This is a genomic window from Stenotrophomonas sp. SORGH_AS_0321, assembly GCF_031453215.1.
Lineage (GTDB): Bacteria > Pseudomonadota > Gammaproteobacteria > Xanthomonadales > Xanthomonadaceae > Stenotrophomonas > Stenotrophomonas chelatiphaga.
The window spans coordinates 3,170,516-3,186,669 of sequence record NZ_JAVIZG010000001.1; the positions used below are offsets into that span (position 1 = coordinate 3,170,516).

The 16,154-nt window shown below is 65.2% G+C and carries 11 protein-coding genes, 8 tRNA genes and 1 pseudogene; 3 read left to right on the forward strand and 17 right to left on the reverse strand.

The annotated features are described in order from the left end of the window. Positions 1–36: 36 nt before the first annotated feature. From dnaQ to QE373_RS14255, 3 genes are read right to left on the reverse strand one after another with little or no spacing between them, the layout of a single operon-like run. Positions 37–765, reverse strand: coding sequence for a DNA polymerase III subunit epsilon (dnaQ, locus tag QE373_RS14245; protein WP_057506971.1), 729 nt, complete (start codon positions 763–765; stop codon positions 37–39). A 4-nt stretch (positions 766–769) separates the two neighbouring features. After that, positions 770–1,225, reverse strand: coding sequence for a ribonuclease HI (rnhA, locus tag QE373_RS14250; RefSeq protein WP_057506972.1), 456 nt, complete (start codon positions 1,223–1,225; stop codon positions 770–772). After that, positions 1,212–1,892: a hypothetical protein gene (locus tag QE373_RS14255; RefSeq protein WP_309687701.1), complete on the reverse strand. Its 681-nt coding sequence runs from the start codon at positions 1,890–1,892 to the stop codon at positions 1,212–1,214. The genes rnhA and QE373_RS14255 overlap by 14 nt, the downstream gene beginning before the upstream one ends. A gap of 11 nt (positions 1,893–1,903) precedes the next feature. Between QE373_RS14255 and gloB the strand changes: the two genes are divergently transcribed. Next, complete coding sequence (gene gloB, locus QE373_RS14260) at positions 1,904–2,668, forward strand: hydroxyacylglutathione hydrolase (protein WP_309687703.1); 765 nt, start codon at positions 1,904–1,906, stop codon at positions 2,666–2,668. Continuing rightward, positions 2,665–3,876, forward strand: coding sequence for a transglycosylase SLT domain-containing protein (locus QE373_RS14265; RefSeq protein WP_309687705.1), 1,212 nt, complete (start codon positions 2,665–2,667; stop codon positions 3,874–3,876). Before gloB ends, QE373_RS14265 begins: the two co-directional genes overlap by 4 nt. A 393-nt stretch (positions 3,877–4,269) precedes the next feature. On the opposite strand, the gene QE373_RS14270 is transcribed toward QE373_RS14265, so the two are convergent. The 11 genes and pseudogenes from QE373_RS14270 to QE373_RS14320 all read right to left on the reverse strand — a co-directional run bounded on the left by QE373_RS14270 (position 4,270) and on the right by QE373_RS14320 (position 13,683). Next, positions 4,270–6,228: a peptidyl-prolyl cis-trans isomerase gene (locus tag QE373_RS14270; protein ID WP_309687707.1), complete on the reverse strand. Its 1,959-nt coding sequence runs from the start codon at positions 6,226–6,228 to the stop codon at positions 4,270–4,272. 145 nt (positions 6,229–6,373) lie between these two features. Next, positions 6,374–6,450: transfer RNA gene (locus tag QE373_RS14275), tRNA-Asp, on the reverse strand. A gap of 106 nt (positions 6,451–6,556) precedes the next feature. Then, positions 6,557–6,633: transfer RNA gene (locus QE373_RS14280), tRNA-Asp, on the reverse strand. 86 nt (positions 6,634–6,719) lie between these two features. Beyond that, positions 6,720–6,796, reverse strand: a tRNA-Asp gene (locus QE373_RS14285). Positions 6,797–6,822: 26 nt separating this feature from the next. Further along, positions 6,823–6,897, reverse strand: a tRNA-Val gene (locus QE373_RS14290). 11 nt (positions 6,898–6,908) lie between these two features. Beyond that, positions 6,909–7,181 carry an HU family DNA-binding protein gene (locus QE373_RS14295; RefSeq protein WP_042613351.1) on the reverse strand — a complete coding sequence of 91 codons (273 nt, stop codon included), beginning with the start codon at positions 7,179–7,181 and terminating at the stop codon, positions 6,909–6,911. A gap of 204 nt (positions 7,182–7,385) precedes the next feature. Next, positions 7,386–9,848: an endopeptidase La gene (gene lon / locus QE373_RS14300; RefSeq protein WP_309687711.1), complete on the reverse strand. Its 2,463-nt coding sequence runs from the start codon at positions 9,846–9,848 to the stop codon at positions 7,386–7,388. A 142-nt stretch (positions 9,849–9,990) separates the two neighbouring features. Further along, positions 9,991–11,280 carry an ATP-dependent Clp protease ATP-binding subunit ClpX gene (clpX, locus tag QE373_RS14305; RefSeq protein WP_042613349.1) on the reverse strand — a complete coding sequence of 430 codons (1,290 nt, stop codon included), beginning with the start codon at positions 11,278–11,280 and terminating at the stop codon, positions 9,991–9,993. Positions 11,281–11,406: 126 nt separating this feature from the next. Continuing rightward, complete coding sequence (gene clpP, locus QE373_RS14310) at positions 11,407–12,033, reverse strand: ATP-dependent Clp endopeptidase proteolytic subunit ClpP (RefSeq protein ID WP_042613348.1); 627 nt, start codon at positions 12,031–12,033, stop codon at positions 11,407–11,409. A 70-nt stretch (positions 12,034–12,103) separates the two neighbouring features. Then, positions 12,104–13,400 (reverse strand): annotated as a pseudogene (gene tig, locus QE373_RS14315) (trigger factor). Positions 13,401–13,596: 196 nt separating this feature from the next. Next, a tRNA-Leu gene (locus QE373_RS14320) sits at positions 13,597–13,683 on the reverse strand. Positions 13,684–13,840: 157 nt separating this feature from the next. Here QE373_RS14320 and QE373_RS14325 point away from each other — a divergent pair. Beyond that, on the forward strand, positions 13,841–15,058 hold the full coding sequence (locus QE373_RS14325) for a GAF domain-containing sensor histidine kinase (protein WP_309687715.1): 1,218 nt from the start codon (positions 13,841–13,843) through the stop codon (positions 15,056–15,058). 483 nt (positions 15,059–15,541) lie between these two features. On the opposite strand, the gene QE373_RS14330 is transcribed toward QE373_RS14325, so the two are convergent. The 3 genes from QE373_RS14330 to QE373_RS14340 form a co-directional block, all read right to left on the reverse strand. After that, positions 15,542–15,617 (reverse strand) — tRNA-Lys (locus QE373_RS14330). Positions 15,618–15,739: 122 nt separating this feature from the next. Then, positions 15,740–15,815 (reverse strand) — tRNA-Lys (locus QE373_RS14335). A gap of 82 nt (positions 15,816–15,897) precedes the next feature. After that, positions 15,898–15,974: transfer RNA gene (locus tag QE373_RS14340), tRNA-His, on the reverse strand. Positions 15,975–16,154: the final 180 nt, after the last annotated feature.

Consider the following 16,154-nt stretch of genomic DNA (forward strand, 5'->3'; position numbering starts at 1 on the left):
GCAGTGGTCAGCGACAGGCAGTGCCGACGCCGGGCGTCAGGCGACGGCGGCCTCTTCCTGCTTCGGGCCATCCCACAGGGCGTGGCCGGCCTTCTTGCGCAGGCGCTCCAGGCGCGCGGCGTGGGCTTCCAGTTCCGATGCGGTGGCCTGCACGCGCGGGCGCGGCAGCAGCTTGGCCGGGTCGAACCCTGCCAGCGCCAGCGCCGCCGCACTGCCCTCTTCGCCCAGGTCGAAACCAAGGTCGTCCTGGCCGGAGGTCAGCGCGATGTACACATCGCCGAGGATCTGCGCATCGAGCAGCGCGCCGTGCAGCTGGCGGTGCGAATTGTCCACGCCCAGCCGCTTGCACAGCGCATCCAGCGAATTGCGCTGGCCGGGGAAACGCTCGCGCGCCAGCGCCAGCGTATCCACCACGGTGCAGCGGTCGGTGATCTTGCCGAACTGCGGCCCCAGCTTGGACAGTTCGTTGTCCAGGAAGCCCAGGTCGAAGGCCGCGTTGTGGATGATCAGCTCGGCGCCGTCGATGAAGGCCAGGAAGGCTTCGGCCACCTGCGCGAAGTCCGGCTTGTCGGCCAGGAAATCCAGGGTCAGCCCGGTGACTTCCTGCGCGCCGGGTTCGAAGTCGACGTCCGGCTTGAGATATTGGTGGTAATGGTTGCCACTGGGGCGGCGCTTGAACAGCTCCACGCAGCCGATTTCAACGACGCGGTTGCCCTTCTGCCAGGCCAGGCCAGTGGTTTCGGTATCCAGGATGATCTGACGCATGGGCTCAGTTTACCGCCATGCCGGTGTCGCGCACCCGGGTGGCCGCTTCACGCGCCAGCACGTCCACGCGTTCGTTGTCCGGGTCGCCGGAGTGGCCCTTCACCCAGCGCCAGTCGATCTGGTGGCGCAGGGTCGCCGCGTGCAGGCGCTCCCACAGTTCGCGGTTCTTCACCGGCGAACCGCCGGCGGTCTTCCAGTTCTTGCGGATCCAGCCGGGCAGCCATTCGGTCAGGCCCTGGCGCACGTACTGCGAATCGGTGAAGAGCACGATCTGGCAGGGTTCGCTCAGCGCTTCCAGGCCGGAGATGGCGGCCATCAGCTCCATCCGGTTGTTGGTGGTGTTGGGCTCGCCGCCGCTCAGTTCGCGTTCGTGCGCCTTGTAGCGCAGCAGGGCCGCCCAGCCGCCCGGGCCAGGGTTACCGAGGCAGGAGCCGTCGGTGTGTACTTCAATGGTTTTCATGCGTTTCCAGGATCGAACGGATCATGCCGGGGGTGGCGATCGGCCCCTGCCAGCGTACCTTCAGGGGCGTGGGCCCCGGCAAGGCAAACGTGCGCTTTTCGGCGCTGAACAGACACGCCGCGCGCAGCGGCGCCATTGTGCCGCCGCCCGCGCCGGACGGCCACAGCGGGCCGATGTAACGGGTGGGCCCGCATTCCAGGCCGACCTGCTCCAGCAGCTGGCGCAGGCGCTGCGGGGTGCGCACCACCATGCCATGCCGCCGCCATTGGGTGCGGTAGGGGCTGAACGGGTTGAGGCTGCTCAGGAACAGCTTGCCGCCGGGCATCAGCACGCGATCACACTCGGCCAGCAGCAGCGCCGCATCGGCGGCAGTCACGTGCTGCAGCACGATGGCGTGGACGCTTTCATTGGGCAGCGGCAACGGCAGCGCGCAGCGCGCTTCACCGGCATACCCGGTGCCGTCGCGGTACAGCCGCAGGCCACGCCCGCCCAGCGCCGCGCCCTGCAGCCAGCGCGGGCTGGGGCTGATCCACAACCACGGCTGCGCGGGCAGTCCGGCCAGCTGCGGCAGCAGCAACTGCTGCTCCAGCTGATACAGCAGCTGCGCCGGTTCGCTGTCGAACCACGTTTCGGGTGTCGCTTGACGGAGGCTCTGCAGCGCGGGCATGGTCCGATTCTATGCGACTCACTGCCCTGCCCGCATTGACGGACAATTACATCTGGTGCCTGGCCGGCGACGACGGCGCGGCCGTGGTCGTCGATCCCGGCGATGCCGCGCCGGTGCTGGCTGCGGTCGAGGCCGGACTGCGGCCGCAGGCAATCCTGCTCACCCATCACCACGACGACCACATCGGCGGTGTGGGCGCGCTGCAGGCGCGTTTTCCCGGCATCAGGGTGATTGCGCCAGAGGAACCGCGCATTCCGATGGCGACCGAGCGCGTAGCCGATGGTGAACGCGTTCAGGCAGTGGGGCGGACGTTCCACGTAGTATCCGTGCCCGGGCACACCCTCAGCCATGTCGCGTTTCACACTGATGAACACCTTTTCAGTGGAGATGCATTGTTCAGCCTGGGCTGTGGGCGCCTGTTCGAAGGTACGCCGTCCCAGCTGCTCGCCACCATGCGCAGCCTGGCGTCCCTGCCGGCCCAGCTGCTTGTCTGCTGTGCCCACGAATACACCGTGTCAAATGCCGTCTTCGCGCGGCATGTCGACCCCGCCAACGCTGCCCTGAGGCAGCGCCATGAGGAGGCACTGGCCATGCGCCGCGATGACCGCTCTACCCTGCCCGTGCTGTTGGCAGACGAATTACGAAGCAATCCGTTCCTGCGTACCCACACCGCGCCCATCCGTGCGGCGGTGTCGGCTCATCTGGGGCGGGAGATCACCGACGATGTCGAGGTGATGGCCGGACTTCGGCACTGGAAAGACGGCTTTCGCGCATGAGGCGCCGAAGTACATCGCTCGCCCTGGGGATCATGCTGGGGCTTGCCGGAACCGCCAACGCGCAGTCTTTGGGTGCGGGCCTGACCCAGAACCTGGCCGGCGCCGCCGCCTTGCCGCTGGATGCAGCGACCCTTCCCGCCCCCAGCGTGCGCAACGGCCAGGACATCTTCGCCAGCTTCCGCGAAGGCCTGGCTGAACCGACCTGCGATGCGGAGGCCACCAGCCCGCGCTGGCAGAAACAGTTCGCCCATGCGCCGGCCCGGCTGGCCAACCAGAACGATGATGCGCTGGTGCTGTTCGGCTACGTGGTGGAAGAACTGCGCAAAGCCAGCCTGCCCACCGAGTTCGCCCTGATTCCGTTCGTGGAAAGCGGCTACCGCCCGAGCGCACGCAGCGCGGCCGGTCCGGCCGGCCTGTGGCAGTTCATTGCCACTACCGCGCGCAACCACCGCGTGCCCATGAGCGAAGGCTATGACGGCCGTCTGTCGGCGGTGGATTCCACCCAGGCCGCGGTGCGCTACCTGAAGACCCTGCACGGGATGTTCGGCGGCGACTGGCGCCTGGCCACCATGGCCTACAACGCCGGCGAATACCGTGTGCTGCAGGGCCTGCGCAAGGCCGGCATGAATGCCACCAACGCGGTGCCGGCGGAGCTGCCGGGCCTTTCGCCGGTCACCCACGCCTATGTTGAAAAACTGCATGCCCTGGCCTGCGTGCTGGAAAACGCGGAAGAGCAGCCGTCGGTGATGGCCTCGCTGGACCGCACCGTGCCGGTGCTGAAGAGCCACACCCTCCCGGCCGGCACCAGCGTGCAGCAATGGGCGGCCCAGCGTTCGCTGGACCCGGCGCGGATTGCCCGACTGAACCCGGCCGCCAGCGGCCGTGGCCGTCCGCAGAGCGCCCCGGTGCGCCTGCTGGCACCGGTCAACACGCCTGCCGTGGATGCGTCGGCGATGGTGGCCAGCCTGGATGAGGCTGCGATGCCAGCCGTCGCCGTTGCATCAGCCCAGCCGGCGCCGGCCGCAGCACGCAGCGTGGTCAGCGCGGCAGACCGCCCGCGCAACCGCCGCCATACCGTGCGCAACGGCGAATCGCCGTGGACCATCGCACGCCGCTACGGCATGCCGGTCAAGGCGCTGCTCAGCCTGAACGGGCTCAGCGGCAAGGCCGTGCTGAAGCCCGGCGCGGTGCTGCGCGTCGAAGACTGATCGTCAACGTGCTTCGGTGTCCGCCGAGCATGGCTCGGCGCTACCGGTCGGCAAGGTGCTTCGGTAGCGCCGACCCATGGTCGGCGAGCGCAGCGGGCCGTTGCATCAGGCATCAACGCCGGGCATGGCTCGGTCCTACCGGTCGGCAATGTGCTTCGGTAGCGCCGACCCATGGTCGGCGAGCGCAGCGGGCCGTTGCATCAGGCATCAACGCCGGGCATGGCTCGGCGCTACCGGTCGGCAAGGTGCTTCGGTAGCGCCGACCCACGGTCGGCGAGCGCAGCGGGCCGTTGCATCAGGCATCAACGCCGGGCATGGCTTGGCGCTACCGATGGAACGCGCAACAAAAAGCCCGGCAGTGCCGGGCTTTTTGTTTGCCGCCGCGGCCAACCCTTACAGGTTGGCTTCGGTGGTCTGTACGACGAAACGCTTGCGGGTCGACTTGACGAAGGCGTCGGCCGCGGCCATGCCGTCGATCTGGCTCAGCTGCTGCTTGAGCTGCTGGCGCTGTTCGGCGGTGACTTCCTTGACGTCGCCCGGGGTGACCTTGGTCACCGCGAACACCACCGCACGACCCTGCACGTCCACCTTGCCGTAGCTCGGCTTGCCTTCGGCCGGCAGCGCCGCACCGAACACCGCGCGGTTGATCTCCGCGGTCGGTACCGGCTGGGTGCGCGGCAGGCCCGGCATCGGGCTGACCTGCAGCTTCTCGCTTTCAGCAAGCGCCTGCAGCGTCTGGCCGCCCTTCAGCTTGGCCAGCAGTGCATCGGCGGCCTTCTCGGCGGCCTGGCGGGTGCGGTCGGCGTGCACGGCGGCGATCACCTGCTCGCGCGCCTTTTCCAGCGGGATGGCCTGCTCCGGGGTATGTTCGGCCACGCGGATCACCACGCTGTGGTTACCCGAGTCGTCCAGCGCGATCGGATCGCTGGAGGTGCCGTCCTGCACCAGGATGTCGGAGAACGCAGCACGCAGCACGGCCGGGTTGGCGGCGATGCCGGTGGCATCCTGGCGGGTGAACGGACCGACGGTCTGCAGCGGCAGGTTCACCGCCTTGGCGGCAGCGGCCAGGTCGCTGGGGCTCTTGTTGGTCGCATCGACCACGCGGCCGGCCAGCTCGGTGTAACCGCGCTCGCCATCGGCCTTGGTCTGCTCGGCCATCAGCTGGTCGCGCACGTCTTCGAACGAACGTCCTTCACCACCGCGCACTTCGCGAACCTGGATCACGTGGTAGCCGAAGTCGGTCTTGACCGGGCCGATGATGTCGCCGGCCTTGGCCGCGAACACGGCATCTTCGAACGGCTTGACCATCGCACCGCGATCGACCCAACCGAGATCGCCGCCCTGCTCCTTGGACCCGGTGTCATCGGAGTTGGCCTTGGCCAGCGCGGCGAAGTCGGCGCCTGCCGCCTTGGCTTCGGCAGCCAGCTTGGCCGCCTTGGCTTCAGCGCCGTCGCCGGTGCTGATCAGGATGTGCGAGGTCAGGCGCTGTTCCGGCGTGGCGAAGCGTGCCTTCTCTTCGTCGTAGCGCTTGCGCAGGCTGGCTTCGTCCGGCGCGGCCGGTGCCGGCAGCGTGGCGCCGTTGATTTCCACGTATTCCAGCTTGACCGACTCGGCCTGGCGGAAGTCCTTGGTGTGCGCGTCATACCACTGCTTGATCTGCGCATCGGTGACCGGTGTGGTGTCGGCCGGCTGCTCGGGCAGCATGGCGATTTCGACGTCGCGGGTTTCACCCAGCAGCTTGAGCAGGCGCTCGGTCTCGGCTTCGGTGACGAAGCCGGAGTTCTGCAGCGCGCTGGGAATGATCGACTGCTGCAGGCTGGTGCGCACCAGCTGTTCGAACATCGCCGGGGTGCGCGGCGGATTGCCGCTGGCCAGCGCGATGCGGTACTGGTCGCCGTTGAACTTGCCATCGGGGCCAAGGAAAGCCGGGATGGTGGCGATGTATTCGCGCACGGCGGCATCGCCGATCACCACGCCGGACTGTTCGCCAGCCAGGCGCACGACCTGTTCGTCGATCAGCTGGTCGAGCACGGCGAGCTTGTTCTCGGCGCTTTCAAAGGCGCGCGGATCGAAGTCTTCACCCTGCTGCTGGCGCACGCGGGCGCGCTCCTGCTCGAAGCGCTCGCGGAATTCCTGCGACGTGATTTCGTGGTGCTTCCACAGCAGGCGGGCCGGCCACCAGGACGGTGCCGAGGACCACCAGGACGGCGGTGCCGATACTTTGGCCACGTTCTGCGCACCGACGCCACCGAGGTAGCTGCTATCGATGACGAACAGGAACGGGATCATCAGCAGCCCCAGGATCACGGTGACGATCCAGCCCGAGGTCTTGTCGCGAAGTTTCTGCAGCATGGGAAAAATCATGGCCTTGGTGGCGAGCCGCGCAGTGTAACCCGCTTCAGGCGCAGGCTCCAAAGCAGGTGCCACGCGGGGCGCGGCGCGGCCATAGGCAAGGCATAAAAAAAGCCCCTGGTTTTCACCAGGGGCTCTTCAATCGTGGCGGAGCGGACGGGACTCGAACCCGCGACCTCCGGCGTGACAGGCCAGCATTCTAACCAGCTGAACTACCGCTCCGCGTTGAAACTTTGCAGGCGCTCATTCTATCCGAAGATCGTTTGATTGCCCAGCCTCATGAACACTTTTTTTAGAAGTTTTTCACAAGGTGTTACCAAATCTGCAGTGGCGGAGCGGACGGGACTCGAACCCGCGACCTCCGGCGTGACAGGCCAGCATTCTAACCAGCTGAACTACCGCTCCGTGCTGCAAAACTTTTTGTCTTCCCTTCCGCCGAAGCGGTGGAGAAAACAAAGCCCCCAGGGTGAACCCGGAGGCCTCGTTGAAAATGGCGGAGCGGACGGGACTCGAACCCGCGACCTCCGGCGTGACAGGCCAGCATTCTAACCAGCTGAACTACCGCTCCACATTTCAAACTTTACCGCGGTGCTGTGGTGGGTGCTGAGGGTTTCGAACCCCCGACCCTCTCCGTGTAAAGGAGACGCTCTACCGCTGAGCTAAGCACCCCAGCGAGCCGCTTAGTTTACAGCATCCTTCAGGGCCTTACCAGCCTTGAACGACGGATTCTTCGAAGCAGCGATCGCGATGGTGTCGCCGGTCTTCGGGTTGCGGCCGGTGCGGGCAGCGCGGTCACGGACCTGGAAGGTGCCAAAGCCGACCAGCGTCACAGCATCACCGCTCTTCAGTGCCTTGGTGACGGCAGCAACGACGGCATCGACAGCGCGAGCGGACTCTGCCTTGGTCAGGTCAGCGGTCTCGGCAACGGCGTCGATCAATTCGGTCTTGTTCATTCTCTACAGCTCCTTATTGCGGGGGACCCGCGGATTAGCCAGGGACGCCATCGTTCATTGCAGCATGCACGACGGCAAATTGGATCGGTTCAGCGAATTGGATGCAGCTGATTCGCGAGTGCTGCTTTTATACCAGTGGCCCTACACCCGCGCAAGCCGAAAACCCAGCAATGACGCGGGTTTCGGCCGTTTGCGGTACGCGCTTCAGTGCTTGACGCGCGTGGCGGAAGGTGTCTTGGCCTTGCTGCGAACAGTGACGCGCTGCGCAGTCTTACGCGCCTTCTTCGGCGTCAGCGGACGCTCCAGCGCCAGGTCGAGCACCTGCTCGATGTACTTCACCGGGATGATGTCGATATCACGCGTGACGTTGGCCGGGATGTCGGCCAGATCCTTGCGGTTCTCTTCCGGGATGATGACCGTGCGGATACCGCCACGCAGTGCCGCCAGCAGCTTTTCCTTCAAGCCGCCAATGGCCGTGACGCGACCGCGCAGGGTGATCTCGCCGGTCATCGCCACATCGGCGCGCACCGGCACCTTGGTCAGGATGGACACCAGCGAGGTGACCATCGCCGCGCCGGCGCTGGGGCCATCCTTGGGCGTGGCACCATCGGGCACGTGCACGTGCACGTCCTGCTTCTGCAGGAAGGCGGCATCGATACCGAACTGCACCGCACGCGAGCGCACCACCGACAGCGCGGCCGAAGCGGACTCCTTCATGACGTTGCCCAGCTGGCCGGTCAGGATCAGCTGGCCCTTGCCCGGCACCAGGGTGGACTCGATCTGCAGCAGGTCGCCGCCGACCTCGGTCCATGCCAGGCCCGTCACCAGGCCGATCTCGTTTTCTTCTTCGGCGCGGCCGAAGTCGAAGCGACGCACGCCCAGGTACTTGTCCACGTTGCTGCCGTCCACCAGCACCAGCGCGCCCTTCTTCGCCTTCTTCCCCTTCACCGCCTTCGGCTTGGGCAGGCCGGCCGGACCGGCCAGCGCGATCTCCTTGACCACCTTGCGGCAGATCTTGGCGATTTCGCGCTCCAGACTGCGCACGCCGGATTCGCGCGTGTAGTAGCGCACGATGTCCTGGATCGCCGCACCGTCGATTTCCAGCTCTTCCGGCTTCAGGCCGGCCGCCTTGATCTGCTTGGGCACCAGGTAGCGCATGGCGATGTTGAGCTTCTCATCCTCGGTATAGCCGGGGATGCGGATGACTTCCATGCGGTCCAGCAACGGGCCGGGAATGTTCAGCGAATTGGACGTGGCCACGAACATGACTTCGGACAGGTCCAGGTCCACTTCCAGGTAGTGGTCGTTGAAGGAGTTGTTCTGCTCCGGGTCCAGCACTTCCAGCAGCGCCGACGACGGATCGCCGCGGAAGTCCATCGACATCTTGTCGATCTCATCCAGCAGGAACAGCGCGTTCTTGCTGCCCACCTTGTTGAGGTTCTGCACGATCCGGCCCGGCATCGAACCGACGTAGGTGCGACGGTGGCCACGGATCTCGGCCTCGTCGCGCACGCCGCCCAGGCTCATGCGCACGAACTTGCGGTTGGTCGCCTTGGCGATGGACTGGCCCAGCGAGGTCTTGCCCACGCCCGGCGGCCCGACCAGGCACAGGATCGGGCCCTTCATCTGCTTCACCCGCGACTGCACCGCCAGGTACTCCAGGATGCGGTCCTTGACCTTTTCCAGACCGTAATGGTCGGCGTCCAGGGTGTCCTGGGCGACTTTCAGGTCCTTGCGCACCTTGGTGCGCTTCTTCCACGGCACGCCCAGGATCCAGTCCAGGTAGTTGCGCACCACGGCCGCCTCGGCGGACATCGGCGACATCTGCTTGAGCTTGGTCAGTTCGGCCTTGGCCTTGGTTTCCACCGGCTTGGGCATGCCGGCTTCGGCGATCTTGCGGGCCAGCTCTTCCAGCTCGCCCGGCGCGTCGTCCAGGTCACCCAGTTCTTTCTGGATGGCCTTCATCTGTTCGTTGAGGTAGTACTCGCGCTGGCTCTTTTCCATCTGCGACTTGACGCGGCCGCGGATGCGCTTTTCCATCTGCTGCACGTCGATTTCGCCATCGACCAGGCCCACCAGCATCTCCAGGCGCTCGCCTACCGGCAGCACTTCCAGCAGGCGCTGCTTGTCGGCCAGGCGCACGCTGATGTGCGCGGCAATGGTGTCGGCCAGGCGCGCGGGCTCTTCGATGCCGGCCAAGGTCTGCAGCAGCTCCGGCGGCAGCTTGCGGTTGGTCTTGACGTACTGTTCGAACAGCGACATCAGCGAACGGGCGATCGCTTCGATCTCGCGCGCTTCGCGGCCGTCTTCGGCCTGGATCTCCACCGCGGTGCCCTGCAGCGCGCCATCGCGCTCGCCGACCTGGCTGACCTGTACGCGCGACAGACCCTCCACCAGCACCTTGATGGTGCCATCAGGCAGCTTCAGCAGCTGCAGCACCTGCGCCAGGGTACCGACCTGGTAGAGGTCGGCTTCCTGCGGATCGTCGGTCTCGGCCGACTTCTGCGCCAGCAGCAGGATGCGCTTGTCCGCTTCCATCGCCTTTTCCAGCGCATGCATGGACTTGTCACGGCCGACGAACAGCGGGATGACCATGTGCGGGAACACCACCACGTCACGCAGCGGCAGTACCGGCAGGTCGAGAGTCTCAGTTGGGGAACGGGCCATGGGGGCTCCAGGAAGGGGGGATACGCCTCTCCGGCTCCAGCGGGGCCAGAGACAAAAAAGCCGATGGCCCCGTTATGGGGCCATCGGCGCAAGGATGCAAGACGCTGCTAAAAAATACTTTCAAATCAAGCGATTGAAAGAATCATTCAGCGCCAGCGGCCTTCTGTTCAGGTGCTGGCGGGGTCTGGTAGATCAGGTACGGTTCGGACTTGTGTTCGATGACCGACTCATCCACCACCACCTTGCTGACGTTCTCCTGCGAGGGGAGCTCGTACATGGTGTCCAGCAGCACCGATTCCACGATGGTGCGCAGGCCACGGGCACCGGTCTTGCGCTTCAGCGCCTTGCGGGCAATGGCGGCCAACGCGTCCGGACGGAACTCCAGCTCGACGTTCTCCATCTCGAACAGCTTCTTGAACTGCTTGGTGATGGCGTTCTTCGGCTCGGTCAGGATGGTGATCAGCGCCGCTTCGTCCAGCTCTTCCAGGGTCGCGACCACCGGCAGGCGGCCCACGAATTCCGGAATCAGGCCGAACTTGATCAGGTCTTCCGGCTCCACTTCGGCCAGCAGCTTGCCGATTTCCTGCTTGCGCTCGGACGACTTCACCTTCGCACCGAAACCGATACCGCCCGATTCGGTGGAACGCTGCTGGATCACCTTGTCCAGGCCGGCAAACGCGCCGCCACAGATGAACAGGATGTTCTTGGTGTCCACCTGCAGGAATTCCTGCTGCGGGTGCTTGCGTCCACCCTGCGGCGGAACGCTGGCCACGGTGCCTTCGATCAGCTTCAACAGGGCCTGCTGCACACCTTCGCCGGACACATCGCGGGTAATCGACGGGTTCTCGCTCTTGCGCGAAATCTTGTCGATTTCATCGATGTAGACGATGCCCTGCTGTGCCTTCTCGACGTCGTAGTCGCACTTCTGCAGCAGCTTCTGGATGATGTTCTCCACGTCTTCGCCCACGTAACCGGCTTCGGTCAGCGTGGTGGCGTCGGCCATGGTGAAGGGCACGTTGAGCAGGCGGGCCAGGGTTTCAGCCAGCAGCGTCTTGCCCGAACCGGTCGGGCCGACCAGCAGGATGTTCGACTTGGCCAGTTCGACCTCGTCGTTCTTCTGCCGGCTCTCGATGCGCTTGTAATGGTTGTACACGGCCACGGCAAGCGTGCGCTTGGCGCGCTTCTGGCCGATCACGTACTGGTCCAGGACTTCGAGGATCTCGCGCGGCTTGGGCAGCGAACTGCGCGCCGACTGCGCTTTTTCCTCGAGCTCTTCACGGATGATGTCGTTGCACAGCTCCACGCATTCATCGCAGATGAACACGCTTGGACCGGCAATGAGCTTGCGCACCTCGTGCTGGCTCTTGCCGCAGAAGGAGCAGTAAAGGATCTTGCCGCTGTCCGTGGAACGACCTTGTCGGTCTTCGCTCATGCTTCGCTTACCTGGTTACCCCACCCGTTCGACGGGGGTTCAATTCGAGAATAACACAGGGCCGAGAGGGCACCAGCCCTGCCCGACCCTGCTTGTCCAGTCGGAAAATCGACTGCTTTGCTGTAATCAACCCGCCTGGATCGACTCTTCCGGGCGACGTTCAAGGACCTGATCGACCAGCCCGTAGGCCTGCGCTTCGACGGCGCTCTTGAAATTATCGCGCTCGGTGTCGCGGGCGATCGTTTCCAGCGACTGGCCGGTGTGCTTGGCCAGGATCTCGTTCAGGCGCGCACGCAGGGTCAGGATCTCGCGGGCGTGGATGTCGATATCGGTCGCCTGGCCCTGGAAGCCACCCAGCGGCTGGTGGATCATCACGCGCGAATTCGGCAGCGCATAACGCTTGCCGGCCGCGCCCGATGCCAGCAGCAGGGCACCCATCGAGGCGGCCTGGCCGACACAGATGGTGGCCACGTCCGGCTTGATGTACTGCATGGTGTCGTAGATCGCCATGCCGGCGGTGACCACGCCACCGGGCGAGTTGATGTAGATGCTGATGTCCTTTTCCGGATTTTCCGCTTCCAGGAACAGCAGCTGCGCCACCACCACGTTGGCCATGTGATCGTCGATCGGGCCCACGAGGAAGATCAGGCGCTCCTTCAACAGGCGCGAGTAGATGTCATAGGCGCGCTCGCCGCGGGCGGTCTGCTCGACCACCATCGGAACCAGATTGAGGGCTTTGGTTCGGTTGTCCATATCGTGAGGCACCTGTGTTGGGGGGAACGCCCCCGCGCCCTGGGGCGCGGGGTGTGGTGTTCTGCAGGAATCAGCCGCGGATCGCGTCCTGGAAGGACAGCTTTTCCTCGGTGTGCTGGGCGCGCTCGGCGATCCAGTCGATCACCTGCTCTTCCATCACGCGGTTCTGCAGACCCGACATGAGCTGGGGGTCGTTGCGGTACATCTCAATGACCTGCTCCGGCTCTTCGTAGGTCGAAGCGATCAGGCGCATGGTTTCATTCAGGCGCTTCGGCTCCAGCTTCAGGTCGTTGATGCGGGCCACTTCGCCGACCAGCAGGCCGACCAGCACGCGCTTGCCTGCCGCGTCCTTGAAGCCTTCATGGGCGTCGGCCGGCACCTGGCCCGGATCACGGCCGCTGCGACGGATCTGCTCGACCTGCTGGGCCAGCATCGCACGGGCTTCGTTTTCCACCAGGCGCGGCGGCAGTTCGACCGAGCTGTAAGCGGCAATCAGCTGCTCGCCGACTTCGCGACGCAGGCGGTTCATCAGGGCGCCCTTGAGCTCGCGCTCCAGGTTGGCGCGGATGTCCCTTGCGGAACTGCTCCACGTCGCCGGCCTTGACGCCGAAGCTCTTGATGAAGGCGTCGTCCACTTCTGGCAGCGACTCTTCGGACACTTCGGTGACCTTGACGGTGACCTGCACGGTCTTGCCGGCCAGCGCTTCAACGCGCCAATCGGCCGGGAACTCGACGTCCAGGGTCTTTTCTTCACCCTTGGCCAGGCCGACCAGGCCCTTTTCAATGGTTTCGAACATCATGTTCTGGCCGATGACGATCGTGCCCTTTTCGGTACCTTCGGCCGGCAGGCGCTCATCGCCCGCCTGGGAGAAGGTTTCCAGCGCGACCAGGTCGCCTTCCTGCGCGCCACGGCTGACCGGGGCCCAGGTACGGCGCTGCTGGCGCAGGTTTTCGATCATCTGGTCGATGTCGGCATCGCCGATTTCGGCCACGTGGCGGACCACGTTCAGCTTGGCAACGTCGATTTCGCCGAACTCCGGCACCAGCTCGACGGTGGCCACAAACGACAGTTCGCCCTGCTCACCCTTGTCGATGCGCGGGCTGCCGACCACGCGCAGGGCGTGTTCGCGGATGGCCGCGTCGAAGGTTTCGCGCAGCAGGCCGTCGACGGCTTCGCCACGGACCTGCGCGCCGAAGCGCTGCTCGATCACCTTGGCCGGCACCTTGCCCGGGCGGAAACCCTTGATGCGCGTGGTGCGGGCGATTTCGCCCAGACGCCCACTGATATGGGTGTTGAGGCGATCTTCCGGCAGCGAGAAGCTCAGGCGGCGTTCCAGGTTGCCGGTGGATTCGATCGAAGCTTGCATGTTGACTCCTGCCACCGGCGGCCCTGCTGGCCCCCGGTTCGATGTGATGGACGAAACGGTTGTTCGGACGCGACGGCGTTGACACGCATGCCCGCCGCAGCCCTTTAGTTTGGACGATAACGGGCGGCACTGCCAGCGGGGGTCGGTCAGGCGGGCGCGCGCATGAAACGCGCGGCTGGCGGGGGTGGCCGGACCATGGTGCGAAAGGGGGGACTCGAACCCCCACGCCGGTTAAGGCACTGGAACCTAAATCCAGGGCGTCTACCAATTCCGCCACTTTCGCTGGTCTAGCCGGGTATTGTCGCAGGCGCGGGGCGGTCTTGGGTAGGGCGGGTGCGATACGCTGCCACCGCTTGGCCTAGAATGGGTTGCACAGGCCGGCACGCTTCACCTCCCATGATGCCCGCCATGAACCCGCCCGCCGAGGAGGCGAGCACCGCATGCAGCAGCCGGCCGACGCCCCGCTGGGCGCAGACATCGCCCAGGACATCGCCCACATCGGCGCCATCGCGGCGGTGCCGCGGATCCTGGAAACCGTGGCCCACATCACCGGCTCGCGCTTCGCCGCCGTGGCCCGGGTCACCGACAGCCACTGGGTCGCCTGCGCCACCTACGACACGCTGGGCTTCGGCCTCGGCGTGGGCGGGCAGCTGGTGCTGGAAACGACGATCTGCAACGAGATCCGCCAGGCCCCACAGCCGGTGATTTTCGGACATGCCAGCGAGCATCCGCACTACGCCAGCCACCACACCCCGCGCCTGTACGGGCTGGAAAGCTACGTATCGGTGCCGATCTTCCGTCCCGACGGCAGCTTCTTCGGCACCCTGTGCGCGATCGATTCGGCGCCGGCGACATTCGACGAGGTCCAGGTGGTGCGGTCGCTGGAACTGTTCGCCGAACTGATCGGCAACTACCTGCACACCGAACAGCGGCTGCAGCAGGCGGTGGCCGATCTGTCGGCGGCCAACGACACCGCCGTGCTGCGCGACCAGTTCATCGCGGTGCTCGGCCACGACCTGCGCAGCCCGCTGCAGGCGGCCAGCATGGCGACCGAGATGCTGGAGTTCGAACCGCATACCGCACGCGGCGGCATGCTGCTGACCCGCGTACGTGACAGCATCACCCGCATTGACGGACTGGTGAGGGACGTACTGGATTTCGCCCGCGGCCGGCTCGGTGGCGGCATCCCGGTGGCGCTCACCTACGATGCCAACGTGGCCGCGCAGCTGATGCAGGTGGTGCACGAGGTCGCCGGCGCGACCAGGCGCAGCGACATCATCACAACGATCGCCGCGGATGCACCGCTGCTGTGTGATGCCGACCGTCTGTCGCAGCTGCTGGCGAACCTGCTGACCAATGCGGCCGTGCATGGCGCACCGGACCAGCCGATCACGCTGGATATCGAAACCGACGCCAACGGATTGGTGCTGCAGGTGCATAACGGCGGGGTGATCGCCCCGGACAAGCTGGGCAAGCTGTTTACTCCGTTCTCGCGCGAGGCCGGTGACCAGCCGCGTCCCGGCCTCGGACTGGGGCTGTATATCGCCGCGGAAATCGCCAAGGCACACAACGGCACGCTGTCGGTGGAATCCGATGCCGCGCACGGAACCCGCTTCGTGTTCGCGATGCCTGCCATCCCCCTCGCGCTGGCAGGCTGAGTTCCCCTAGCGCTGGCAAGAAAAAAGCCACCAAGCGCTTGCTTGGTGGCTTCTGTCTGGTGGGGTACGCGGCCGCGCATGCGCGCTGCCGCCCCACGCGTCGCTGCGCGAAACGCGGGCCCCTCTTATCAGCCCGCCAGATCCCCGCGCCTTCGGCGCGCCCCCTTGACTCAAGGGGGCTCTACTCCAGTGAACCTTCGTCGCTTGCAACCAACGCAGGAATCGTAGACAAGAAAAAAGCCACCAGGCGCTTGCTTGGTGGCTTCTGTCTGGTGGGGTACGCGGCCGCGCATGCGCGCTGCCGCCCCACGCGTCGCTGCGCGAAACGCGGGCCCCTCTTATCAGCCCGCCAGATCCCCGCGCCTTCGGCGCGCCCCCTTGACTCAAGGGGGCTCTACTCCAGTGAACCTTCGTCGCTTGCAACCAACGCAGGAATCGTAGGCAAGAAAAAAGCCACCAGGCGCTTGCTTGGTGGCTTCTGTCTGGTGGGCCGTCAAGGATTCGAACCTTGGACCTATTGATTAAGAGTCAACTGCTCTACCAACTGAGCTAACGGCCCGAAAATCGGGAGGCGAATTATGACGTGGTCGCGACACGTCTTGCAAGCTTTTTTTGCGTGCGATGCCATGGGCACCATGCGGACAAGAAAAAAGCCACCAGGGTGACCTGGTGGCTTCTGTCTGGTGGGCCGTCAAGGATTCGAACCTTGGACCTATTGATTAAGAGTCAACTGCTCTACCAACTGAGCTAACGGCCCGAAAAACTAGACGAATACTTTAAGCTGCATTACGTCTTTCTGCAACGGCTGATCTGCTTTCGGCTGACCTGCCTTGAATCAGTGGGGTGGCTGAGGGGATTCGAACCCCCGACCACCGGAATCACAATCCGGTACTCTAACCGACTGAGCTACAGCCACCACTGAAACGTCGGACCCAGTGGCATCGACTGCCTGCCGCTGGAACCTTGATTTCTGCCCTGCACCGCGCCGAAAAGCGACGAATGCCGAAGCAAGTCCGCTATTTTTACGGAGTCGCCCCGGAATTGCAAGCAGTTCTTCACGCATGCGTCCTCCATACGTCTTCATGCGCGCGCGGGG